Source organism: Sporosarcina sp. FSL W8-0480 (assembly GCF_037963765.1).
Lineage (GTDB): Bacteria > Bacillota > Bacilli > Bacillales_A > Planococcaceae > Sporosarcina.
Genome location: NZ_CP150166.1, coordinates 2,955,422 through 2,979,465 on the forward strand (window position 1 = coordinate 2,955,422; position 24,044 = coordinate 2,979,465).

Below are 24,044 nucleotides of genomic sequence, written 5' to 3' on the forward strand. Positions count from 1 at the left end.
GCCAAAATCCACAAAAACTGTAAGTAATAAGTCCTTATTAGGATACCCTTCAATCTTGCTGTATTAAACATAACACGATTGGATTACAGTTTGAAGTTTTTCCTGTTGGGACATTTTTTTTGGAAAAGCCTATTTTTTTGCCGATTTCAATAAATATTTCTCAAATTGATTTTTCAAATTGATTTGATTTGGTTTATACTGATAATGTACTATGATAATAGAGAGAGGGGTAGGCATATGAAAATAGGTCATTTGATTCGTGCTGAACGTGTACGTCAAGATATGAAACAAATAGTCCTTGCAAAAGGCATTTGCACTCCTTCATACCTATCTAAGATTGAGCGGAATTTAATTGAGCCGAGTGAGGATATTGCGGAGTTATTATTCCAACGCTTGGGAATAGATTCGGGGAAATTGCAGAAGAAGGATACTAAAACTGAAAAAGAATTCAAGGAATTGCTACTCTCAACATATAAATTAGTGATTACTTCAAGAAGTGTTGAACTTACAGCTGAAAAATTAGAATATCTGGAGAGAAATAGTCTGTTATTTGAAAATGACTCCCTATATTATACATATTTATTGATTACCTTACGATTTAGAATTATTTTAGGTAAAAACTTCGAAGAGATAAGAAGGGAGATTGAAGCTTTAAGTGATTCCGTTGATAGTTTTGATGCTTATCAAAACTTTTTATTTCTATTAAACCAGGTATTGTATTACTATAATTCCGGAAAACGAAAAAATTCTATTTCCTACCTCGAGGAAATTGTTGAAAAACTAGAAACCATCCCACTCGCTGAATGGGAAAAAGCGGAGTTCTATTATATGTTTGCGATTATCTACACTGCGGAGGAAAATATATATTTTGCAATCGATTATATTCGAAAAGCTCTTGATTATTTCATGGAAACTTTACAGATGAATCGTGTATCAGAATGCTATATTATCATCGGGGTTAATAGAAAGTTAAATGAGCAGTTCCAAGAAGCCTTGGAAGCATACTCGAAGGCAATGCAGATTTGTGAGGAATTTCATCTTGATAGCCAAAAAGGTATTATCTATCACAATATTGGCACTCTTAATGGTATAATGGGGAATAGTGATCAAGCCATTCACTATTTTGAAAAAAGTTTAAGTAGAAAAACTCTCGAAAGTGTTAGTGAAAACTTAGGTTCCATTTACTGCTTGATAATGGAATACTCTAAGCTTAGTAATAAAGAGGCTGTTCGGAAATGGACAGATGAAGGTCTACACATATTACGGAAATCCAATGATGAACGACTGCTTTCTTTTATTCATCACTTTAATTTTTATAAATCCCTCCATAGTGAACAGGGGCTATCTGAAGAAATAGCTTTGGACACAATTCAGTACTTTAAGGAAATTCAAGAGTTTAAGTTAATTCATAAGTATTGCATTGCTTTAGCGGACTGGTACCATTACAATAGGAAATATAAACTAGCATCTATTTATTACCGTGAAGCTAATAAATACGGTAATATTTATAGAAAAATAGAAAAATGGGAGGATTTGTAATGAAGAAAATGCTATCTATTCTGTTACTGGCAATTGTCTTAGGGCTATCGATTCAATCTAATGCGTCTGCATCAGCAGGACAGACGTCAACAGGCGATCAAACGCCAAAGATCTTCAGTACCTTTTCCATCCAAGAATAACAAACAAAAAGGAAGCGTGCCAAACATGGTCCGCTTCCTTTTTTCATCCTATATCCCCACCGGAACTATATACATCCCCGCTTGCTCATCATGCTTAACGACCACCTGCACGCCGTAGATCTCATTGATCGCGTCGGCAGTTATAATATCCACCGGAGCTCCCTTAGCAGCAATCTTGCCGTCTTTCATCGCGATGATCGTATCACTAAATTGGATTGCCTGGTTAATATCATGCAAGACCATGACAATTGTGATGCCGTGCTGTTTATTCAACGAGCGGATGAGTTCAAGCAGCTCGTATTGGTAGTAAATATCGAGATACGTCGTTGGCTCATCCAAAAACAGATAGGGAGTCTTCTGGGTAAGCGCCATGGCAATCCAGACGCGTTGCATCTGCCCGCCGGATAGTTGGTCAATAGGTGTCCTTCGTTTATCTAACAAGTTGGTACTGGCGAGCGCCCATTCGACCGCTTCCTCATCTTCTTTGGTCGAGGAGGAGAAGAGATTTTTATAAGGGATCCTTCCGTAAGCCGTCAGCTTTTCCACAGTCATATCGGACGGGGCATTGTTTTGCTGATGGACGACGGCAAGCCGTTTTGCAAGTTCTTTTGGTTTGAAATCGGTCAGTGCCTTCCCATCTAATATCACTTCTCCGGTATTAGGCCTGTGATGATTCGACAGGACACCAAGCAAAGTCGACTTTCCACAACCGTTTGGACCAATGATCGTCGTCACTTTCCCCTTTTCGATAGCGCCGTTCACAGCATGCAATGTATTCAACTTTTTATCGTAGGAAAACGTGACTTCTTTAATATCCATAAATACGATCACTCTTTCTCAACAAGAATATGAGGAATGGACCACCGATGACCGCGACGATAATCGATGCAGGGATTTCATTCGGCGCAATCAATACTCTTCCAAGCGTATCTGCAAGTAGGATCAGAAGCGCTCCAGCCAATGCGGAAAATGGAATAAGTACTTTATGGTCGTTGCCGACGAGTGTTCTACCAATATGCGGAACGAGCAGGCCGACAAACGCAAACATCCCCGCAACAGCTGTCGCGACTGATGCAAGCAGAACGGCTATCAACGAAATAACAAACCTTGCGAGATTCACATTGACTCCCAAGCTCTTCGCGGTTTTATCCTCAAGCGCCAAGTAATTGCACCATTTATAGACAAAAAAGGAAAGGATGATACCTATACTTCCATAGAGCATAATGACATCGACATCGCTCCACTTCTTCATCGTCAACGTCGAGGTTGTCACTTGGCTCATCGACTGCGTAAGTCCGCCCCCGCTAAATCCAATCGCCTGGCTAAGACCTGTGAACAGTGCATTAATTGCAATCCCGATTAAAATCATCCGTAGCGGATCCAGTCCCGATTTCCAAGACAATGAATACACAAGCAAAAATGCTAACGCTCCGCCTAAAAACGCAAATAATGGAACGAAAAAAAACATTGTCGGGAAAATCGCAATCAGTAAAATGGACATGAAACTCGCTCCTGCAGACACTCCGATAATCCCGGGATCTGCAAGCGGATTGCGCATGACCGCTTGCAGCAGCGCCCCAGCTACCGACAAAGCCGCCCCCGCAAACACCGCAATCAGGATCCTTGGGAATCGAAGATCCTTTATGATTTCAACGTCATCATTCGTACCCGTCAGCAATCCGTGGATCAATTCAAACGGCGTCACCGTAATGCTACCCGTCAATGCAGACTTCACGAACACAACTGCCAACAGCACGATAACGACTATAAAACTGGTCCTTCTTTTAGTTATCCAAGACATAGTTCTACCTGCCTTCTTCATTCAGGAAAAAGCATTTTTTGCAATTCACCAAGTGCTTCCACCGCCGCCAAGTTGCCTGTTGTACCGAATAATTGCTCTTCGAGGTCGTAAACTCGACCATTCTTCACGGCATTGAAATGCTTCCAAACATCATTCGTTTTGAATTCCTTATCGAACATTTCCACAACCTGTTCTGGCATTCCATGTGCAGCCCTTAAAATGATGTCAGGATTCGCCTGCTGCAAGTATTCCGTATTGGAGGATAAAAACTCTACATCCTCGCCAGTGATCACATTCACGCCGCCTGCGCGCTTCACAAGGTCACCAATATAGGAATGCTCTGTTGCAACCAAATAACTCCCTGGAATCCCAAGTAGAATCAAAACAGTCGGCTTCTCTTTCCCTTCAGCAGCCGCTTCGATTTCAGCAACCTTCTCTTCGAACTGAGCAACCAAAGCTTCAGCCTGCTGCAAGCGGTCATATTTCTCACCAATACGCAAGATTTCTTCATGCATTGCGTCGATACTTTCTAAATTCGCATACGTCATATTGATACCGCGTTCATCAAACATCTCTTGCAAATCATATTTCAACGTCGTCACTGAGTAGATTTCCGTCGGCTTCAACGAAAGAAGAGTCTCCATATCAGGGCTCATCGGATTGCCGACTTCTTTCGCATCTGCATATCGTTCAGGCAAGTCTTTATAGCTTGAAGGCACGCCGACTAAATCAATCTCAAGCGCATCCATAATTTCAGTCAATGCAACGGTCGTTGCAACAATCCGATCGCCATCCCCCACGTCCGCCGTCTGTCCGACGACTTTATCGTCGTTAGAAGAACAGCCCATAAGCATTACAAGGAACAACAATCCGATAAAGCCTATTACCTTTTTCATATTTGTACAACTCCTTGTGCGCACTTATTTACGAGCACGTTTCTTCATAACGGCAAACGTGATGCCGCCTGCTACAACTACAAAGACCATTGCAAGTACGATGAATAAGGTCGTGTTCGAACTTTCCTTTTCATCCGCAACCTCATCTGCAACGGCTTCTTCTTGAGTGGTTTCCTCTATTTCCGTCTCAACTTCATCCTCTGCAGCTTCTTCCACGTCTTGTTCCGAAGCAATGAGTTCACTTTCATCATCATTCAATACATCATCGGTTTCATCCGTACCGACTTCCGATTCCTTAGTAGTTGGCTTTTCAGCTTCCTCATCCTTTTCAGACTCGGTTTTGCTTGCGGACTCGGTTTTATTAACAGCCACTTCACTCTTTGAAATTTCTTTTTTCTCGGCCGGTTTTTCAGTCTTCTGTTCAGCAGGCTTTTGTACCGGTTTCACCTCAGGCTTAACTTCCGGCTTCGTCTCCTTCGCCGGCGGTGTCACCGGTTTTTCAACAGGAGGCGCCGGAATTGAAGATGTGTTGAAAACAAGTCGAATATCGTACGTATTGTCATATTCGAAACCTGGTATTCCTGTTACGATGATATGAATCTTGGCATTAACTGGTTGAGATATGTCTACAACGTCAAATTTGACGATTCGTTTATCGTTCGCTTCACTTACAACCTGTACGTCTTTCCCTTGAACCTTGAAGTATTGCCACCAAGAACTATTATTCAATGTTACAGTTACAGTAGCCTTGTCATTCTGCATTTTCACTTTTGCGGGACTCACCATATATTCCACAGTCGCCGATTCTTCATTCGAATTCGCCTTTAAGACGGAGAACGGAACGGTATAATCACCATCAGCGTGTGTTGAACCTGCTGCATGCATTTGACCCGAAATAGGTATAAATAATGCAAGTAACATCGCCATTACCATCGAAAAGAGTATTTTCGTTTTCATCTTGGACTCCTTTATTCATATACAGACAACGCCGGCTGTCACTGTAGATGCGACGCCGGCAATTGAATGTGAATTTATTTAATTACTTCAAGCATGTTGTAAACCATTTTAGATGCATGTGCACGAGTCGCGCTATCTTTAGGTTGGAACACTTTCTTGCCGTCTACAGTGCTTCCGTCGATGATGCCAAGACCTGAAGCTTGCGCTACCGCTGTTTTAGCATAGGCATTGATGCGACCAGCGTCAGAGAATACTACATCAGTTTTAATGCCTTTAAGAACCGATGCATTTTTGTATTCGATTGCGCGGATGATCATTGCTGCCATTTGTTCGCGTGTAATTTCTTCGTTTGGACTAAATTTACCGTCATTTTTCCCTAACACGATGCCCGCACGGTTTGCGGCTTCAATTTCTTGAACAATCGTTTTCATATCTTTCGTAACATCAGAGAATGTACCTGTAGCTTCTTGTTTCGGTAATTCCAATGCACGTGCAATTACCATTGCAAATTGCGCTCTTGTAATCTTATCGTCCGGAGCAAATGTGTCGGATGTTTTTCCTTTTAGGATTTCCTTTTCAGCAAGAGCAACGATATATTCTTTTGCAAAAGAATTATTGATGTCTTTGAATGAAACAGGCGCTTTCTCAGCCGCAACTGGTGCGATTGTCTTTGTATCAAATGATAGGCGAACTACATGATTGCCAGTATAATTTGCTGAAGCAACATGAACAGTCACTTTCGCATTCATAATTTCACTAAGGTTAGCCACTTCAAATGAAACCGTGCGGCTGTTTGCTTCTTCATCTACAGCTTCAACTTTTGCGTCAACGAATTCACCGTTTTGTTCTACTTGGAATGCTGTAACCTGTTCATTGTTCGTCAATTTAACAGTAACAAGATTCTTACCGTCTTTCACAGTCAATGCTGCAGTCGTTTCCATATGTCTTGCCATGCTTGAAGCTTTGTCTTCCTTTTCATGCAATGGCGTGAAGTCGATTGTATAGTTTCCATCTTTTACAGTTACTGGTTTACCTGTTTCTTCACCTTTTGACTCATCCTCTTTATCAGCAGGAACATTGCTTCCTTCAAACTGGAAACGGATGTCATGCACTGTGTCATATGTGCCCATTCCTGGAATTCCTGTAACGATAATATGGGCTTTGGCACTCAATATCTTTTTAACATCTTTAATCTCAAACTTAACAAGTCTTGTTTTTGCTTCTTCATCTTCACTTACTACCTCAACAGCGACAAAATCAGTGCCGTCTTGGATTTTCATAGATTGCCAGTACTGGCTATTAAGCAATGTCATATATACGATATTCTTACCGTTTTCAACTTTGACTTGCGCGGGGCTTTTCACATGTTGCCCAGCAGCCGATACTTCATCACTATCTGCTTTTAGCACTTTAAATGGAAGTTCATAAGTCTGCTGTTCTTGCGCATTCACTTCTGCAGCAGCTGATGGAAGTGCAGGAACCGCTGTAAACAACACAAGAATAGCTGTTAAAAGCATCATCAAATTTTTCTTCATTCTTTAACTCTCCTTTGAGTTCTTTTTCTTGGATCGCATTAGCCGGAATGCCAAAACAGCAACCGCTACGATCGCTATGTAAATAAAAGTATTTCCGGTAGTACCTTCAGACTCGGGTTCCCCTAACCAACCCGTTTCTGTCACTTCAGCGGAATCCAGATTAAGAGCAGCTCGGACTGTATAGGAATGATCGTAAGCCGGCTCCATCTCCTCAATTGCGACACGCATTTTAAGTGGAAATGGTTCTGAAAGATCACTGTCCACCTTGAACTCGACGACTCGTATATCCGCTTCGTCATCCCATCCGATCACGCTAACATCTACGAATTCATCGCCAATCTGCGCTTTTAACTCTTTCACCCAGTTGCTATGATTCACGGTTAACTGCATATATGCATCTCCGTCCTGCACTTTAAGCAACGCAGGTTTTTCAAAATAATCATTCGCAATGGAAACGGAATCACCGTCACCTTGTAGCAGCTCATACTCCACCGTATAAAGGCCATCATCTAAAGAAGCCGCATCTGCTCCCGTTCCATTCACTATAAAAAAGAAACTAAGCAGTAATACAACCGCCAATCCCTTCAATACTCCCCGATTCGCCAACCCCTCACCTCTTCCAATGAGAACAGTTATCATTCCCCCCCAATAATATCTTACAAACTTGTAATTTAACAGACCTTTTCTCAACCTTCACATATCGTTCACAAAATAGTGACAAAGAATTGAAGCACAAGGTCTTCTGTTTGCAATATAAAAAGGCGATATTCCGTTCAATTTCGAACGAAACATCACCTTTATAATTAATGATTACTTCCATTAAAATACAGCCTCTTCAAAACCTTCTGCTTGTAGTGCACCACTCTCAATTTCCTCTATGAAATGGCAGGCCGCTTGATGACCGTCAATCATGGAATCATGTGTCATCAACTTCGGCTCTTCAAGTTTACATTTATCTTGGGCAAACGGGCATCGTGTGTGGAAACGACAGCCAGTCGGAGGATCGATTGGAGAAGGGACATCACCTGTTAAGACGATATGCTTTTTCTCCCGTGTCGGGTCCGGAACCGGAATTGCTGATAATAAAGCCCTTGAATACGGATGCTTAGGATTCTCGAAAATAGAATACTTGTCACCAATTTCAACGATTTTTCCAAGGTACATGACGATGACCCGGTCCGAAATATGTCGGACAACACCTAAATCATGCGAAATGAATAAATACGTTAATTTAAACTCTTCCTGAAGATCCTTTAACAAATTCAGAACTTGCGCCTGAATGGATACGTCCAAAGCAGAGACTGCCTCGTCACATATGATCAGCCTTGGATTAACAGACAATGCCCGGGCAATTCCAATCCGTTGCCTTTGCCCACCTGAAAATTCATGTGGATACCGATCCGCCTGGTATTCATTCAATCCTACTGTTTCAAGCAACTCGATTATGCGAGCCCGGCGTTCCCTCGCAGGGACCACCTTCTGAATGGTCATCGCTTCATTGAGCAGGTTTGCGACAGTTTGACGCGGGTTAATGGATGCATAAGGGTCTTGGAAAATGATTTGCAAATCCTTCCTCAACTTCCTCATTTCCCGTTTCGATAAAGACGTCAATTCATGGCCGTCAAAAGTGATTGAACCTTCCGTTGGCTCTTCCAATCGAAGGATTGCGCGCCCCGTAGTCGACTTTCCACAGCCGGATTCTCCTACGATACTGACCGTCTCGCCTTCGTAAATTGTAAAGCTGATGTCATCTACAGCTTTTACATGATTGACTGTCCGGCCCATCATTCCGCCTTTAATCGGAAAGTATTGTTTCAGTCCCTCGACCTTCAGCAATTCTTTTTTCGCCATAGACAATCACCTCCGATTCGCCTTCCCATTTTTCACTATATATCCAGCAACGCACGTCATTTCCTTCACTATCCTTCATTAATTCCGGCATTTCCTGTCTACAAAGATCCGTTGCTGCCGGGCATCTTGGTGCAAACCGGCATCCAGTCGGCATTTCCTTCGGATTCGGTACATTGCCTTGTATCGACTCCAACTTTTCAACTTCAACATCATGTCTCGGCAATGAATTCATCAATCCGATCGTATATGGATGTTTCGGTTTTTGGAACAGCGTCACGACATCCGAATACTCGACAACTTGCCCTGCATACATGACCGCCACATAATCGCATGTTTCCGCAACGACACCAAGATCATGTGTAATCATGATCACCGACATCCCAAGCCGTGTCTGCAAATCACGGATCAGCCTAAGAATCTGCGCTTGAATCGTCACATCGAGAGCTGTCGTCGGTTCGTCCGCAATCAGGATTTCCGGATTGCATGCCAACGCCATCGCAATCATGACCCGCTGGCGCATTCCACCGGATAATTCATACGGATATTGCTTGACCCGCTTATCAGGGGACGGGATTCCTACAAGCTTCAGCAATTCGACAGATTTGACTAAAGCTACTTTTTTCGACAAGTTCTGATGCTTCATGATCGATTCGCTAATTTGCTGGCCAACCGTAAAAACTGGGTTCAAAGACGTCATCGGTTCCTGAAAGATCATTGAAATGGCATTTCCACGGATATCACGCATCTGTTTATCAGAATAGGTGAGGAGATCCTTCCCTTTGTAATGGATTTCTCCGCCCACAATCTTTCCATTATCAGCTATGAGTTTTAATATCGATAGCGCCGTTATGCTTTTACCTGAGCCGGATTCACCTACAATCCCAAGGGTCTTCCCTTTCGGCAGAACGAAGCTGACGCCATCAACCGCTTTCAATTCCCCGTCATCTGTAAAAAAGGATGTACGAAGATCTTGTACTTCCAATAAATTCGTTTCCATTCCGGACACCTCTCTTTCAACCATGGGTCAATTCAAGTCAATTCGCTTATTCAGGAAGCGGTAGGATATATCGACAAGCAAGTTTACTAAGACGAACAGGAATGAAATGATCAATACCGTTCCTTGTACAATCGGAAAATCCCGTGTCCGGATGGCGTCAATCGTAAGTCGTCCCATTCCGTTGATCGCAAATATCGTTTCAGTCAATACGGCTCCGCCAAGGAACCCCCCGAACTCAAGTCCAACAACCGTAATGACAGGAATCAATGCATTCTTCAGAGCATGTCGATAGACGACAACCCGCTCGCCCATCCCTTTTGCCCGAGCCGTACGAATATAATCTTGTCCGATAACTTCAAGCATCGATGCCCGGGTCATGCGCGCAATAATTGCGGCGCCACCCGTTCCAAGTGTGATGACAGGCAATAAAAGCTGTCTCCAACTATCACCCCATCCAGATGCCCTCATTTTCAAGAAATCAGGCAACCAATCGGGACCGATTGCAAACCATTGGATCAGCATAAGCCCAAGCCAGAAGTTCGGCATCGACAAACCGAAAAGCGCAACGATCATAATTGAAACGTCCGACCATGTATAATGCCGCACCGCCGATATTATTCCGGCTATTAAACCAAGGAACACAGCAAGAATGGTCGCATAAAAGGACAGCTCCACCGTCGTCCAGAATCGTGCCTTTATTTCATCCATGACTGGTCTGTTGCTACGGATCGAGTTTCCAAGATCGCCTTGGACGACATTCTTCATATACTTGAGGTATTGCACGGGTGCAGGTTCATTCAACCCTAATTTCTCGCGGATTTGTTCCACCGTTTGTGGAGAGGCACCTTCACCCGCAATGATCTGTGCCGGATCCCCAGGAATTAAATACATCAATGAGAATACAAGTACCGAAACGCCAATTAAGACTGGAATCGTCTGGAGTAGGCGCCTTATCACAAATTTTGTCATCTGTTTGCCTCCTCCATCATTTTTTCATCTTCGGATCGAGTGCATCGCGCAAACCATCCCCAAAGATATTGAAAGCCAATACGACGATCACGATAGCTACTCCTGGGAATAAAACAAGATGAGGTGCTTGTTGCATATATGCACGCCCTTCACTTAGCATGACACCCCATTCAGGAGTCGGTGGTTTCGCACCTAAGCCTAAGAAAGCAAGACCACTTGCAGTCAAAACTGCCGTTGCTATCCGCAATGTCAATTGAACAATGATCGGCGACATGACGTTCGGTAAAATATGCTTAAATATAATCCGCGCATCACTTGCCCCAAGCGCTTTTACCGCATCAATATATTCCAGTTTTCGTACCGATAAAGTTGATCCACGTACAATCCTTGCAAATGCAGGAACGGAGAACACCCCAACCGCAATGATCATGTTCTGCACGCTTCCACCTAAAACGGAAACAATCGCAAGGGCAAGTAGGATTCCCGGGAATGCAAGGAGAACATCCATTAGTCTCATAATGACCGTGTCAAGTTTCCCGCCATAATAACCCGAGATGATACCAAGAAGGACACCGATGACACCTCCAAGGGTAACGGAAAAAAATCCGACTTTCATCGTAATGGCCATTCCGTAGATAATACGGGTAAAGATGTCCCTTCCATAGTTATCCGTACCAAACCAATGTTCCGCGGAAGGTGGCTTCAGTTTATTCGAAATTTGAGTCTCGTATGGATCAAGAGTTGTAAAAAGTGGTCCGAAAAAGCTTGTTAAAATAAAAAATAGGATTAAAACTCCTCCCACAACTGCTGCCTTGTTTTTACCAAGCCTACGCCAAAAGGCTTTGTAGGCTTCGACTCTTGGGTTAGTTCGTTTCTGCCTGATTTCCGCAACAGGAGTATGTTGAACCATGTTTTGAACACCTTCCCCTATTAATTTATTGAAAATTGGTATATTGACAGTAGCATAACATGAATACGGCATTTGCGGAATGCTTTTTATCATTGTTTTCATTTAATTTAAAATAATATAATTTAAAAATCAATTTACTATATAAAGCATAGCAATGAAGGCGAATTTCATCTCACAATTATTTTATTGGTTCGAACTTAATATTTAATTTTAATATTAGACAATGCAAATTATTCTGAAATTGATTGTTTGTTTTTAGGTTATATGCTATATTGCAACTAACTATTGCATTTTCTATTACTCTAATAGAGATGCAGTAGGGAATAACATACGGGGGGAACAAATATGAAGAAAAATGGCAAAGTGAAGTGGCTGTTTGTACTTGCTCTGGCCTTGTCAATGATTCTTGCTGCATGTTCTGGGGGTGGCGGTTCATCTTCGGATAAGGGATCGGGGAATGACATTGATGAAGGAAAAGGGAAAGGGATCGAAGGCGGGGACCTGGTCCTTGCAGTTCTATCGGATGCATCTTCTTTGGATCCAGCTGGCTCCAACGACGTGCCATCTTCAGTAGTTCAAGCAAATATTTACGAAACACTTGTTAACCGCGATGATGACAATAGTATTATCCCTGGCCTTGCAGAAGACTGGGAAGCAATCGATGATACAACTTATGAATTCAAACTACGAAAAGGCGTCAAGTTCCATGATGGCGAGCCTTTCAATGCGGAAGCAGTTAAAGCGAACCTTGACCGTATCCGCGATAAGGATGTTGCGTCACCACGTTACTTCCTATTTGAAATGATTACAGATGTTATCGTAAAAGATGAACATACTGTACAGATTAAAACTGAATATCCATTCGCGCCTTTGTTAGCTCACCTTTCACATAACGGTGGCGGCATGGTGAGCCCGAAGTCCATTGAGGCTGATTATGCGGCAATGACTGGCGACGTGAAAGCCGGATCTGTCATTTCTATCAATCCGGTCGGAACAGGATACTTCAAATTTGAAAGCTGGACTCCAGGCGATCAAATCAAACTTGTCCGCAATGATGACTATTGGGGCGACAAAGCGCATGTAGACACAGTTACATTCAAGGTTATCCCTGAAAGTGCTGTACGGAATGCTGATCTTCAAACAGGTCACGTTCACATCGCTGATCCAATCCAGCCGAACGAAGTTGCTGGCATCAACTCTGACAGCTATGCAAAAGTAAATCAAAAGGCTTCATCCAGCCTTGCATACCTTGGCTTTAACACGGAAAAAGAACCATTCAACGATCCAAAAGTTCGTAGAGCAATTTCCATGTTGATCAATAAAGAAGATATCAGTGAAGGGGTATACGACGGATTCGGCGTACTTGCAAAAGGCCCTCTTGCACCTGGAATCTTCGGTTTCAATGACGATGCGAAACCAATTGAGTACAATGTCGAAGAAGCGAAAAAGCTGTTGAAAGAGGCAGGCTATGAAAATGGCTTCAAATCTTCAATCTGGACAAATGACAATCCGCAGCGTCAACAAATCGCAGTTCTTGTTCAAAACGAGCTAAAAAAAGTAAATGTCGAAGTGGACATCGAAGTAATGGAATTCGGTGCTTACCTCGAAAAGACTGCAAATGGAGAGCATGACATGTTCATCCTTGGCTGGTCCAACCCGACTGGCGACGCGGACTACGGAATGTACGCATTATTCCACTCCTCACAAAAGGGGAACCCAGGAAACCGTTCATTCTATGAGAACTCAGAAGTCGACAAACTTCTTGAGCAAGGCCGCCGCGAATCCGATCCGGATGAGCGTATCAAGATTTACAATAAAATTCAGGAACACCTAATCGAAGACGCCCCAATGGCATACTTAATCCACACTGAGTATCTAACAGGCGTCAGCAACAAAATCCGTGGCTTCTCCATCGGTACAGATGGTATTTATAAGTTGAAAAATGTACAGTTTGTAGAGGAGTAAGATGGATCGAAAGAATGCCGCCCGCGGGCGGCATTCTTTTTTTGTTGTTGGCGATGTATCGCAATGTAATTCGCTCGCATCACAACGTAAACACGGCGTATCGCAACGTAACTCGATCGTATCGCAACGTAAACGGCGTATCACAATGTAACTCGCTCGTATCGCAACGTAAACGGCGTATCACAACGTAAAACGATCGCATCACAACGTAACTCGCTCGTATCACAACGTAAACGGCGTATCACAACGTAAAACGAACGTATCGCAACGTAACTCGCTCGTATCACAACGTAAACGGCGTATCACAACGTAAACCATCGTATCACAACGTAAAACGCCCGCATCACAACGTAACTCGCTCGTATCACAACGTAAAACGCCCGCATCACAACGTAACTCGCTCGTATCGCAACGTAAAACGCCCGCATCACAACGTAAACCTCTCTCCCAACAAATTTTAATTCACCCTACGCCGTCCAAATCGCATAATTCTCAATTCGTTGTATATAAATTAACTAACACCAAAATCCAGGGAGTGAGGATAAATTGAACTTTGAAAATTTACTCGATAAACTTTTAGGACAACGTGAGCTCATTCATGAAGTAGAATGTGCAGTATGCGGCGGGTTTGAAGCTTATTACCGCGATCCGTTCACAAAGGAGAACTTGGGGCGGGCTTGTGAATTTTGCTGGGAAATTCAAACGTTTTATTAAACCAAAAACGCAATCCCGATAGGGGAATAAAAAAGGGAGGTCATCCAAGTCGCGCCTGATTGACTTCCCACTTTGAAACACTATTCAACTGTGAATTTCAAATAGATTCCTTTTCTCATCATAACCCCGGACTTATCCTTCCAAAGTGGATGTACGACGAACAGATACTCTTTACCCGAAATCAGCGGTGAAACGGGGGTCACCTCCAAAGTTCTATCATCCTTCACAGAGATGCGAACTCCAACCTCTTTTCCACCAAGCTCAACTAATTGAATTCCAGACTTGTCCATCCGGCTCCAATCCATTTCCTTACTCATGCGGACTGTGAATGTCTTAGTCGTTTTCACATTTCCCATCTCTGGAAATGGTGTATACCCTGCAAATTTCGACAGAAGATGGTCATAATGTGCAGCTTTCACTTCTTCATTTGGAGCTGTTACCACATCCGGCGTTACACCGACTTTATCAACCTCAATCCCCTTTGGTGAATAAAATCGCGCAGTAGTCAATTTCAAAACGCTTCCATCCTCGAAAGAGAACATTGATTGAGCCGTGCCTTTTCCATAAGAAGTATTCCCGTAAATCTTCGCAGCATTTTGTTCTTTCAAATTGACGGCAAGCATTTCCGACGCACTTGCACTGTATTCATTGATCAGCAATGAAACGGGGCTCTCAATCTTCGTTTCCTGATTCACAGAAGGGTAGATTTTTGGTGTTTTATTTTTCTCACGAATTTGGAATGCCTGCTTTACACCTGGGAAAAACCCGGCAATTTCCTGTGCAGCTGTAATATAGCCTCCACCATTATTCCGAATATCTAAAATTAATCCTTCGGCATCGCCAAAAGATCGAACCGCCTCTGCCATCTCCTTCGCGGAATTAGTCGCGAAGCTATTCAACCGGATATACCCAATATTTCCTCCAAGCATCTCCGACTCAACCGACGGCAAATGGATTTCCGCACGTTGAATCGTCTTAGTAAACAGATTATTATCGCGTTCAATCGTCAAAGTTACTGTCGTGTTTTCCTCCCCGCCAATCAACGGAATTGCAGCTTGGACAGATTTCCCTGACAATGATATGCCATCCACCTTTGTGATAATATCACCCGGAAGCAGACCTGATTGGAAAGCGGGGCCATTCTTTATTACCGAAATCACCTTCACGCCCTTATCACTTTCCTCCAAAACAACACCAATCCCAACGATACGCTGCTCGATTCCATTTATAAAAGCCTCATATTCCTGTTTCGTCATATAAACCGTATACGGATCCAATCCATCAACAATCTGTTTTGCTGAATTTTTCAAGAGTACTTCATCTGGGACCTCATCAACATAATATTCTTGTATCAACTGTCGAATCGCATCCAACGGCTCCGCCGCGGTTGCCGTAGTGAACGGCATCATGACAAATAGAAGAGCGATTAATGCTATGAAAGGCTGCATATATCTTTTATTCAAGTCAAAATCCTCATTTCCTGGTGATGTTCCTTTCATTATATCTTCTCTTACTAAAATTGGTAGACCGGTAGAAAAAAAGCCAACCAGAATAGGTCAGCTCATCCAAATATGTTAATTAACTTTCAATCTTGCATTCAGATATCGTTCAAAAAACTCAACCGTTTTCGTGTGCATCGTAATATGATTTTCAATCTTTTCCGTCTGATGGCCTTCATCTTCGAAAATGACCATTTCGACTTCCCGATTCATTTTCTTCAAATCCGCTACAATCTGCTCCGCTTCACTGACCGGAACACGTGAATCATTCCTTCCATGGAACACTAATAACGGCGCGGTGATTTTATGCATTAGATTCATCGGTGCAGTTTCTTCAAAGAAATCGCGATGTTCTTTGAGTGATCCATACTCATACTCACGCAAATACCTTCTCCACTCCCCTGTGTTCTCAAGGAAAGTCCTCAAATTGGACATGCCGACGATATCGACACCCGCTGCCCATAGATCCGGATACTGAGTCAACGCAGACAACACCATGAACCCGCCGTAACTCCTACCCATGATGCCAATTTTATCTGGCAGTACTTGATGGGAATCGACTAATGCCCCCGCCAAACTCGCCAAATCCGCCACCGCATCAAGACGCTTGTCCGCATCATCCAATTTCAAATATGCCCTGCCATATCCATTGCTTCCCCGAATATTCGGAACAGCAACCGCAAATCCTTTATAGACAAGATATTGTAAAACTGGATTATACTCGGCTCTCGACTGCGCTTCAGGACCGCCATGCACGTAAATGACTGCCGGCTTCGACTGATCACAATCCTGGTTATAGAAGAAATATGGAACCTCCAAACCATCGAAAGATTTAAAGGTATGCAGTTCTGGCTCCCTCCAATAATTGCCGACAGTTTCCGATTGCCCGATGAACGTCTGGCGCTCCGCCTCTTTCGTCGTCAATGTATATTTCCAAATATCCCCCGGGTTCGTCGGAGTCTTCATTGTGAATAAAAACGAGTCATTCGACAGCCATGACATTGAACCAATAACACCGTCAGGAAGTGTATCAATCAGTTCATAAGTATTCGTTTTTGGGTAATAAATCCCAAGTCTCGTGATGCCGCCTTCATTAAGAGTGAAGGATAGCAAGTCACCATCCGGAGAAAGCGCAATTTCCTCCATGTCCCATTTTTCCCAATGGAGCAGTTTTTCAAGATGTCCGGGGTTGCCCAACGTGAAACTACATAAGTGAACTGTATCTTCGTTCGTATCCGTAAGGACATAACCCTCGCCATTCCCCACCCTTGGCGAGTTCATTCGAGCAAGCACATTTTCATTCCCAAGGCGCACTTTTTCCTTTGTCCGGGTATTTACAAGATAAATGATTCGATCAATATTTGTCTCCATCATGCTGACAAAAAGGGATTCATTTTCAAACCATCCAAGCGGGGTGCAGTTCGCATCATGCGTAAATACTTGTTCCACTTCCCGGGTTTCTACATCGATGATAAACACATCGAACTGACCAGGATGACGACGGTTGCTGGAATAAGAAAGATAACGACCATCCTTTGACCAACCCCCGACGTAATGGAAATGGTCCTTTGATTCCACAAGCACCTCAAGATCCTTCCCGTTTGGCCCAACAATATAAAGTTGCTGCTTTTCATTCCCCTTACTGTCAATACCCACTACCGTCCGATCACCGGTTGGCGAATGATACACACTCAAAACACGGTCATGTGTTTCGATAAATTGTATCGGTTCCCCACTTGGGTCCAACGTCCAAACTTGCGGAATTCCAGTAAGTTTCGATAAAAATGTAAACGTCCCCGTTCCCGGAATAACCTTCGCTTCATACGCAGAATTAACTTTCAGAAAATCCAACAATACCTTTTCTTCATCTGACATGAATACTCCCCCAATTTGATTTCTCAATAATTTTAAGACTCTATCAATTCTATAATAGTTTACCATTCCCGAAGTTCCCTATCAAAAAAAGAGTTCCTATAGATATCACTAAAAATAAATCAATCCATGTTAGACTTACAATAAAAAGGAGGTTTTTATATGATCAATGAATTAATTCGAGCCATGTTGTTGACCATACGGAATTCGGATGAATATGACTTATTCCCCATTAAAGATAAGAAGAGACTTGAAGAAATTATGGCTTTCGTTGGTGGAGAAGAAGTGGACTTACTTATGAGCGGAATTATGGATATGGATGCACCTCATCAGCATTATCAATTGAAAGTGACGTTAAAAGGATCGAAGCCCCCGATTTGGAGACGAATTGTCATCCCTGGATATTACACGTTCGAGGAGCTGCATCTTGTCATACAAGAAGCCATGGGGTGGGACAACTACCATTTATATCTATTCGAATACGGTGATTTTATTATCGATCCCGAAGCGGAAGATGACGACTCCTTTAACAGTTTCTTCGCACCTGCGCGTCCCAAATTGGATGCCACCGATACAATGATTGCTGAGCTCATGGTAAAGGAAGGCGATAAGTGCCAATATACGTACGATTTCGGGGATGATTGGCAACATACTATTGTACTTGAAAAGATCCTTCCGGCTGATGAAGAACGTCAGGTACCCGTCTGTTTGAAAGGAAAGCGTGCTTGTCCACCTGAAGATTGTGGCGGCATTTTAGGGTTCGAATCAATGTTGGCGACATTGGAAGGACCCGATACGGATGAAAAAACACATCTTTTGGATTGGCTTGGCGGAGAATTTGATAAAGAAGCATTCAATATCGATTATGTGAACGCTAACTTAAAAGAGCTTGGAAATGAAATTGAAGAAGAATTGGAAGACTATATGCTTTGAATTATCGCAGCGCCTGCCACCTATATAGGTGACAGGTGCTTGTAACACAATGTAAATGCGGTGTATCACAACGTAAATGCGTCGTAACACAACGTAAACTCCGTATCACAACGTAAACGCGCCGTATCACAACGTAAACCCGACGTATCACAACATAAACTCCGTATCACAATGTAAATGCGCCGTATCACAACATAAACGCGTCGTATCACAACGTAAACGCGCTGTATCACAACGGAAACACCCCGTATCACAACGTAAACGCGTCGTATCACAACGTAAACGCGTCGTATCACAACGTAAACTCCGTATCACAACATAAACGCATCGTAACACAACATAAACTCCGTATCACAATGTAAACACCCCGTATCACAACGTAAACGTGTCGTATCACAACATAAACTCCGTATCACAACGTAAACGTGTCGTATCACAACATAAACCCGCTGTATCACAACATTAACTCCGTATCACAACGTAAACACCCCGTATCACAACGTAAACACCCCGTATCACAACGTAAACGCGCAGTATCACAATGTAAACACGTCATATCACAACATAAACTCCGTATCACAATGTAAACGCGTCGTATCACAACGTAAACCCGACGTATCACAATGTAAATGCGTCGTATCACAACATTAACTCCGTATCACAACGTAAACCCTACGCATCACATCATAAACCCGCCGCATCACAACATAAACCCGCCGCATCACAACGTAAACCCGACGTATCGCAACGTAAACGCGCAGTATCACAATGTAAACACGTCATATCACAACATAAACTCCGTATCACAATGTAAACGCGTCGTATCACAACGTAAACCCGACGTATCACAATGTAAATGCGTCGTATCACAACATTAACTCCGTATCACAACGTAAACACCCCGTATCACAACGTAAACGCGCAGTATCACAACATTAACTCCGTATCACAACATAAACTCCGTATCACAATGTAAACGCGTCGTATCACAACGTAAACGCGTCGTATCACAACGTAAACGCGTCGTATCACAACGTAAACGCGTCGTATCACAACGTAAACTCCGTATCACAACATAAACGCATCGTAACACAACATAAACTCCGTATCACAATGTAAACACCCCGTATCACAACGTAAACGTGTCGTATCACAACATAAACCCGCTGTATCACAACATTAACTCCGTATCACAACGTAAACACCCCGTATCACAACGTAAACGCGCAGTATCACAATGTAAACACGTCATATCACAACATAAACTCCGTATCACAATGTAAACGCGTCGTATCACAACGTAAACCCGACGTATCACAACGTAAACCCTACGCATCACATCATAAACCCGCCGCATCACAACATAAACCCGCCGCATCACATCATAAACCCGCCGCATCACATCATAAACCCGCCGCATCACAACATAAACCCGCCGCATCACAACGTAAACGCTTGGTGTCACAGCATTATTCTACAATTAACACTAACGTCTGACATAAACTATCAAAATACTTGCCCAACTCTAACTTAACTGATAGTCTATTATTAATTATCGAAAAACTAAACCCGAGAGGAATGAATAGCCATACACGAAAACCGTAAACCTCCGTTTGAATTGTTTCAACTCGAACGACTGTTGGACAGGTTACCAATCAACCATCCGAAATATGAATCCATCAGCAAGAAATATCACCAAGCGAAGGCCGGGTATGCCGGCGAATTGTACGTAGATCGCGTGTTAAACGAAGTCTCCTATCCCCAAGGAGTCAACGTTCTAAAGGATGTTTCTTTAGAGATAAATCCCCATTTCCGTATACAGATAGACACCTTGATCATATCTCCCAATTTGATTTTCCTATTAGAGATTAAAAATTATGTCGGAACTGTACATTTTGACGAGGATACCGGCAAAACTACTAAAGTTTCATCTCATGGCCGTGTAGATAAGTACGATTGTATCATTCACCAAATTGACCGCGCGACGAATGGTTTGCTGGAATGGCTTCGAAAGAGGAACATTAACATTCCCATTGAAGCGATTTTAGTCATGTCCAATACCCAAACTGATATTCCTGTTTTTCCGGAAAATGTCACTCTTAAGTACGCGAAACAGCTACCGAGATACATCCGAAATTTATTACCTCCAAGGGACCAACAGGACGAAAATCAAGTACGATCCATAGTGAATCAAATTAACAGTCAACGCATAAATTGGCCATCTATGCCTGCTTGCCATCGATATGCAATTGATCCCAATGACTTAAAAAGAGGGGTACATTGCACAACTTGCAATATTGCAATGGCACGTAAGCGTGGCCATTCCTGGGTATGCATGACGTGTAGAAAAAAAGATTCCAATGCTTTATGGAAATCAATCGAGGATTGGTTTATTTTAATAGAACCGAAAATAACTAATAAACAACTCAGGCTGTTTCTTGAATTAGCTTCTAATTCCTCCGCAAGTGTTATTTTCAGGGATTTAAAATTGCAAAGAAACGGAGTTCCTCCACATACTTTTTATACAATGGGTAACAGACAATTAGATTTGATGAAATCTGCCAACCATTTACATGATCTAAATAGTTTTGTCAGATGATATTATAATCCCAACAATTCACACTCCATCACTAAATTTTCATAATTGCATAAAACTGCGGGGTTGATTTCCTAAAATCATGAAAAACCCCTTGCCATCCGGCAAGGGGGTGTCCTACTTACTTTTTCAATTGCTCCACTCTGTGTATGAATATCGCCATATCCCCACGTGTGATGGAGTTGCTTGTCCCAAATTGTGTTTCATTTATTCCCTGAGTGATTTTGTACTTCACGAGTGCCTTTACTGCCGCACTGTGTTTTTCCGAGACATCTTTAAATTCAATTGCTGTATCGGCTCCGTCAAGCTTGTAAGCTCTTGAAAGAATCAAGGCCATTTCGCCTCGTGTCAATTCGTCATTGATACCGAATTCCGTTTTCGATACGCCTTCCATGATACCTTTTTCAACAAGTATATTTACCGCGTTCGCTGCACGTGCCGGTACGTCTTTAAAGCCTGCATCTTTTACAAATGTCGTGTCTAAATTTAATGCTTTTACGACCAGGACTGCCGCATCCACTCGTTTAATTTTTGCATAGACCCCAAATTCAGTTTTGGAAAATCCTTGTGTAATTTTATTCGCCACAAGATAGTCGACTGCTGCTTTGTATCGATCCGCGACATCTAAAAATGCAGAAGGCTGTGTCGGCCCAACATTTTCATTTGGTTTAGGCTCATTATCAACAGTTCCAAACAATGCTTGGAGTGTATAAACTCCCGTGCTATCGCTATATCGAACCTGTTCTACTCCGATAAAATACGTTCCTTTTTCCAAGTTAGCAAGCTGACTCAGTTTCGCAGGTTCAGCATTCTTGCTGCCTTTAACCTGCTCACTGAACAATGCTTTTCCATTACTATCGAGCAACGAAATATTCACTTCATCTAAATATGAACTAAAATTCAACTTCAGCTTACCTGCAGTTTTCAATTCAACCTTGAAGAAGTCTGCAGTATCATTCAAGCTAATGAACCCGCGAAGCGGCTCAACATCTAATTTTAGATCCTTTGCAAGTTCAATTGCATTATTCGGTTCAAGTTCCTGATTTTTCGCAGGGGTAAACTTATTCGTCACCGTAAAAATACCGGATTCTTTTTTGATATATGCACCGTCACTAATTTTTAAAAGATAGGTTCCCTTCTCCAAATCGAGCGACCTGATCCAATTGGAAGCTTCAAGCATCGTTCCATCATACGATTTGTCTTGATAAATCACATTTCCTAACATATCTTCAAGCGTAATTAACGTTGTACCAATACGCGAGTCAACGCTTAGTGTCAATGTCCCGGACTCCTCTAAAGGAAGCAAATAAGTACTCTCTTTACCACCAGGAACAATTTTCCCCGTTTCCGCGCTATTAGGGAGAAAAACAACTTGCTCATTCGCTTTTGCAATTTGGTTGGTCAAAAATGTCAGTATTAATACCGTCATTAAAAGCATCATCTTACGCAGAATTCTATTTTTCATCTCTTCTCCTCTTTCTATTTAGTTATCTATTAATATAGTATACCATCAAATAGTGTCGGAAATAGTAGAATTTTGAATGAAAAGGATACACACTCCCAATAAAAAACCCCTTCATTTGCAGAAGGAGTATCCATTTCACATTATCCACCATGAAGTAGTGGGTTTTCTACTCAATAAAACAATTACGCTTCACTCTGCCTACTAATAATTAAGCCCCGTAATAAATAATGACATACCATATAACTGACAAAAATCCCGACAAAATCTATGCCGATATCATATAACCTTCCATTCCTACCGAAAAACAATTGCACGATTTCCGTAATCAATGCAAAAAGCATACATATGATCAAGGCATTCTTTTCTTTTCGGATTGATCCTAAAAATAGTACATACATGATTCCGAAAGCAGTCATATGACCGAATTTCTGTTTCCAAAAGAACCTGCTCGTCCAATTAAAATCGGTCGTGATGAACAAGTCAGCGAAAGTCGGGTCAAGTTTTGGAGTGAAGTGAATAACTTGATCATACAAAAAAGCATGTGCGCTATATGTACAGCCTGCGACTAATATGAAAAATACCCAGATCAGTGTAAGAGTCCGTGTGAACACGAAAAGTACCTACCTTTCAAAAATTACGTCGAAAACAGCATTGACCTATATTACATAAATATACTTAATTACTCCTACACGGGGATATTTAATGTGGTATATTATACCTTATGAATATATGAAAACAGGTGAAATTTTTGAGATACAATGGTCGGATCATTGCACTTAGCATCGTCGGTTTGTTTAACGTAATGCGTTATTTTTATTATCACCAGTATTTAGATGTTCCTTTTAAAGCGGATTTTTTTATTTTAACTTCATTTTTCTTAATCATAGCCTATTGGGGTGGTAAACAGTTTGATCGGGTGAAGTATTTCTCAGAAAAAGATCCTTTAACGGATACATTCAATCGTCGGACAATCGAACGGTTTTTTCAAAAAACCACTAAAGTTTGTGATAAAAACGGTAAAAGTTTAGGAGTTATTTTAATCGATATTAATGATTTTAAAGGTATCAATGATACATATGGTCACCATAAAGGCGATGAATTGTTGACCGAGATTGCTGCACGCTTGAAAAAATCGGTTGAGAAGAAGGATTTGGTCGCAAGATGGGGTGGTGATGAATTCCTAATTCTTGTACCAGATTGTACCGATCATTTTAGGGTGGAATATATTAATAATCTTCACCAAGCTTTTGAGGAGAAATCTGACAGTTTTCCATCTATCAGTGCATCGATTGGCTTTTCAATCTATCCCGAAGACGGACTAAGTTTCCAAGGGTTAATACAAAAAGCTGATGAGGCGATGTATAAGCATAAAAAAACACGGTGCACACAAGCGGGTTGAAATTAT

Annotated in this window: 21 protein-coding genes; 7 read left to right on the forward strand and 14 right to left on the reverse strand. The window is 42.2% G+C overall.

Going from position 1 to position 24,044, the window contains the following annotated elements; translation table 11 throughout:
* Positions 1 to 237 precede the first annotated feature (237 nt).
* Together NSQ43_RS15195 and NSQ43_RS15200 are read left to right on the forward strand one after the other, a co-directional pair.
* Positions 238 to 1,539: a tetratricopeptide repeat protein gene (locus NSQ43_RS15195; protein WP_339251548.1), complete on the forward strand. Its 1,302-nt coding sequence runs from the start codon at positions 238 to 240 to the stop codon at positions 1,537 to 1,539.
* Positions 1,539 to 1,679, forward strand: a complete 141-nt coding sequence (locus NSQ43_RS15200; RefSeq protein WP_339251550.1) for a hypothetical protein — start codon at positions 1,539 to 1,541, stop codon at positions 1,677 to 1,679. The genes NSQ43_RS15195 and NSQ43_RS15200 overlap by 1 nt, the downstream gene beginning before the upstream one ends.
* Before the next feature lie 48 nt (positions 1,680 to 1,727).
* On the opposite strand, the gene NSQ43_RS15205 is transcribed toward NSQ43_RS15200, so the two are convergent.
* The 10 genes from NSQ43_RS15205 to nikC all read right to left on the reverse strand — a co-directional run bounded on the left by NSQ43_RS15205 (position 1,728) and on the right by nikC (position 11,595).
* Positions 1,728 to 2,498, reverse strand: coding sequence for an ABC transporter ATP-binding protein (locus NSQ43_RS15205; RefSeq protein ID WP_339251552.1), 771 nt, complete (start codon positions 2,496 to 2,498; stop codon positions 1,728 to 1,730).
* The gene (locus tag NSQ43_RS15210) at positions 2,488 to 3,471 is read right to left on the reverse strand and encodes an iron ABC transporter permease (RefSeq protein ID WP_339254950.1); all 984 of its coding nucleotides are present in this window, start codon (positions 3,469 to 3,471) and stop codon (positions 2,488 to 2,490) included. The genes NSQ43_RS15205 and NSQ43_RS15210 overlap by 11 nt, the downstream gene beginning before the upstream one ends.
* 26 nt (positions 3,472 to 3,497) lie before the next feature.
* Positions 3,498 to 4,376, reverse strand: a complete 879-nt coding sequence (isdE, locus tag NSQ43_RS15215; protein WP_339251554.1) for a heme ABC transporter substrate-binding protein IsdE — start codon at positions 4,374 to 4,376, stop codon at positions 3,498 to 3,500.
* A gap of 24 nt (positions 4,377 to 4,400) precedes the next feature.
* Complete coding sequence (locus NSQ43_RS15220; protein WP_339251555.1) at positions 4,401 to 5,333, reverse strand: NEAT domain-containing protein; 933 nt, start codon at positions 5,331 to 5,333, stop codon at positions 4,401 to 4,403.
* 74 nt (positions 5,334 to 5,407) lie between these two features.
* The gene (locus tag NSQ43_RS15225) at positions 5,408 to 6,868 is read right to left on the reverse strand and encodes an NEAT domain-containing protein (RefSeq protein WP_339251557.1); all 1,461 of its coding nucleotides are present in this window, start codon (positions 6,866 to 6,868) and stop codon (positions 5,408 to 5,410) included.
* A gap of 3 nt (positions 6,869 to 6,871) precedes the next feature.
* On the reverse strand, positions 6,872 to 7,507 hold the full coding sequence (locus NSQ43_RS15230) for an NEAT domain-containing protein (protein ID WP_339251559.1): 636 nt from the start codon (positions 7,505 to 7,507) through the stop codon (positions 6,872 to 6,874).
* Between the two features lie 180 nt (positions 7,508 to 7,687).
* Positions 7,688 to 8,719 (reverse strand): dipeptide ABC transporter ATP-binding protein, encoded by a 1,032-nt coding sequence (locus tag NSQ43_RS15235; RefSeq protein ID WP_339251561.1) that lies wholly within the window; start codon positions 8,717 to 8,719, stop codon positions 7,688 to 7,690.
* Positions 8,664 to 9,716, reverse strand: a complete 1,053-nt coding sequence (locus tag NSQ43_RS15240) for an ABC transporter ATP-binding protein (RefSeq protein WP_339251562.1) — start codon at positions 9,714 to 9,716, stop codon at positions 8,664 to 8,666. Before NSQ43_RS15240 ends, NSQ43_RS15235 begins: the two co-directional genes overlap by 56 nt.
* Before the next feature lie 27 nt (positions 9,717 to 9,743).
* The gene (locus tag NSQ43_RS15245) at positions 9,744 to 10,685 is read right to left on the reverse strand and encodes an ABC transporter permease (protein WP_339251564.1); all 942 of its coding nucleotides are present in this window, start codon (positions 10,683 to 10,685) and stop codon (positions 9,744 to 9,746) included.
* A gap of 16 nt (positions 10,686 to 10,701) precedes the next feature.
* Positions 10,702 to 11,595, reverse strand: a complete 894-nt coding sequence (gene nikC / locus NSQ43_RS15250) for a nickel transporter permease (RefSeq protein ID WP_339251566.1) — start codon at positions 11,593 to 11,595, stop codon at positions 10,702 to 10,704.
* A 345-nt stretch (positions 11,596 to 11,940) separates the two neighbouring features.
* On the opposite strand from nikC, the gene NSQ43_RS15255 reads away from it, so the two are divergent.
* Together NSQ43_RS15255 and NSQ43_RS15260 are read left to right on the forward strand one after the other, a co-directional pair.
* Positions 11,941 to 13,560: a glutathione ABC transporter substrate-binding protein gene (locus NSQ43_RS15255; protein WP_339251567.1), complete on the forward strand. Its 1,620-nt coding sequence runs from the start codon at positions 11,941 to 11,943 to the stop codon at positions 13,558 to 13,560.
* Positions 13,561 to 14,106: 546 nt separating this feature from the next.
* Positions 14,107 to 14,274, forward strand: a complete 168-nt coding sequence (locus NSQ43_RS15260) for an acyltransferase (RefSeq protein WP_339251568.1) — start codon at positions 14,107 to 14,109, stop codon at positions 14,272 to 14,274.
* An 80-nt stretch (positions 14,275 to 14,354) separates the two neighbouring features.
* On the opposite strand, the gene NSQ43_RS15265 is transcribed toward NSQ43_RS15260, so the two are convergent.
* Both NSQ43_RS15265 and NSQ43_RS15270 read right to left on the reverse strand, forming a co-directional pair.
* Entirely contained in the window at positions 14,355 to 15,773 is a 1,419-nt protein-coding gene (locus NSQ43_RS15265) for a S41 family peptidase (RefSeq protein WP_339251569.1), read from the reverse strand.
* A 75-nt stretch (positions 15,774 to 15,848) separates the two neighbouring features.
* Positions 15,849 to 17,648, reverse strand: a complete 1,800-nt coding sequence (locus NSQ43_RS15270) for a S9 family peptidase (protein ID WP_339251571.1) — start codon at positions 17,646 to 17,648, stop codon at positions 15,849 to 15,851.
* Between the two features lie 159 nt (positions 17,649 to 17,807).
* On the opposite strand from NSQ43_RS15270, the gene NSQ43_RS15275 reads away from it, so the two are divergent.
* On the forward strand, positions 17,808 to 18,578 hold the full coding sequence (locus NSQ43_RS15275) for a plasmid pRiA4b ORF-3 family protein (protein WP_339251573.1): 771 nt from the start codon (positions 17,808 to 17,810) through the stop codon (positions 18,576 to 18,578).
* 1,639 nt (positions 18,579 to 20,217) lie between these two features.
* Entirely contained in the window at positions 20,218 to 21,177 is a 960-nt protein-coding gene (locus NSQ43_RS15280; RefSeq protein WP_339251575.1) for a nuclease-related domain-containing protein, read from the forward strand.
* 118 nt (positions 21,178 to 21,295) lie between these two features.
* Here NSQ43_RS15280 and NSQ43_RS15285 read toward each other — a convergent pair whose 3' ends face one another.
* Both NSQ43_RS15285 and NSQ43_RS15290 read right to left on the reverse strand, forming a co-directional pair.
* Positions 21,296 to 22,639 carry an S-layer homology domain-containing protein gene (locus NSQ43_RS15285; protein WP_339251577.1) on the reverse strand — a complete coding sequence of 448 codons (1,344 nt, stop codon included), beginning with the start codon at positions 22,637 to 22,639 and terminating at the stop codon, positions 21,296 to 21,298.
* 182 nt (positions 22,640 to 22,821) lie between these two features.
* Positions 22,822 to 23,250, reverse strand: a complete 429-nt coding sequence (locus tag NSQ43_RS15290) for a VanZ family protein (protein ID WP_339251578.1) — start codon at positions 23,248 to 23,250, stop codon at positions 22,822 to 22,824.
* A 137-nt stretch (positions 23,251 to 23,387) separates the two neighbouring features.
* On the opposite strand from NSQ43_RS15290, the gene NSQ43_RS15295 reads away from it, so the two are divergent.
* Positions 23,388 to 24,038: a GGDEF domain-containing protein gene (locus tag NSQ43_RS15295; RefSeq protein WP_339251580.1), complete on the forward strand. Its 651-nt coding sequence runs from the start codon at positions 23,388 to 23,390 to the stop codon at positions 24,036 to 24,038.
* Positions 24,039 to 24,044: the final 6 nt, after the last annotated feature.

What these genes read in the sequence shown, in the direction of transcription:
- NSQ43_RS15245 (WP_339251564.1), bottom strand. Translation starts at nt 10,685, where the DNA reads ATGACAAAATTTGTGATAAGGCGCCTACTCCAGACGATTCCAGTCTTA.
- NSQ43_RS15205 (WP_339251552.1), bottom strand. Translation starts at nt 2,498, where the DNA reads ATGGATATTAAAGAAGTCACGTTTTCCTACGATAAAAAGTTGAATACA.
- NSQ43_RS15275 (WP_339251573.1), top strand. Translation starts at nt 17,808, where the DNA reads ATGATCAATGAATTAATTCGAGCCATGTTGTTGACCATACGGAATTCG.
- NSQ43_RS15255 (WP_339251567.1), top strand. Translation starts at nt 11,941, where the DNA reads ATGAAGAAAAATGGCAAAGTGAAGTGGCTGTTTGTACTTGCTCTGGCC.
- NSQ43_RS15200 (WP_339251550.1), top strand. Translation starts at nt 1,539, where the DNA reads ATGAAGAAAATGCTATCTATTCTGTTACTGGCAATTGTCTTAGGGCTA.
- nikC (WP_339251566.1), bottom strand. Translation starts at nt 11,595, where the DNA reads ATGGTTCAACATACTCCTGTTGCGGAAATCAGGCAGAAACGAACTAAC.
- NSQ43_RS15265 (WP_339251569.1), bottom strand. Translation starts at nt 15,773, where the DNA reads ATGAAAGGAACATCACCAGGAAATGAGGATTTTGACTTGAATAAAAGA.
- NSQ43_RS15220 (WP_339251555.1), bottom strand. Translation starts at nt 5,333, where the DNA reads ATGAAAACGAAAATACTCTTTTCGATGGTAATGGCGATGTTACTTGCA.
- NSQ43_RS15195 (WP_339251548.1), top strand. Translation starts at nt 238, where the DNA reads ATGAAAATAGGTCATTTGATTCGTGCTGAACGTGTACGTCAAGATATG.
- NSQ43_RS15240 (WP_339251562.1), bottom strand. Translation starts at nt 9,716, where the DNA reads ATGGAAACGAATTTATTGGAAGTACAAGATCTTCGTACATCCTTTTTT.
- NSQ43_RS15225 (WP_339251557.1), bottom strand. Translation starts at nt 6,868, where the DNA reads ATGAAGAAAAATTTGATGATGCTTTTAACAGCTATTCTTGTGTTGTTT.
- NSQ43_RS15230 (WP_339251559.1), bottom strand. Translation starts at nt 7,507, where the DNA reads ATGATAACTGTTCTCATTGGAAGAGGTGAGGGGTTGGCGAATCGGGGA.
- NSQ43_RS15235 (WP_339251561.1), bottom strand. Translation starts at nt 8,719, where the DNA reads ATGGCGAAAAAAGAATTGCTGAAGGTCGAGGGACTGAAACAATACTTT.
- NSQ43_RS15285 (WP_339251577.1), bottom strand. Translation starts at nt 22,639, where the DNA reads ATGAAAAATAGAATTCTGCGTAAGATGATGCTTTTAATGACGGTATTA.
- NSQ43_RS15270 (WP_339251571.1), bottom strand. Translation starts at nt 17,648, where the DNA reads ATGTCAGATGAAGAAAAGGTATTGTTGGATTTTCTGAAAGTTAATTCT.
- isdE (WP_339251554.1), bottom strand. Translation starts at nt 4,376, where the DNA reads ATGAAAAAGGTAATAGGCTTTATCGGATTGTTGTTCCTTGTAATGCTT.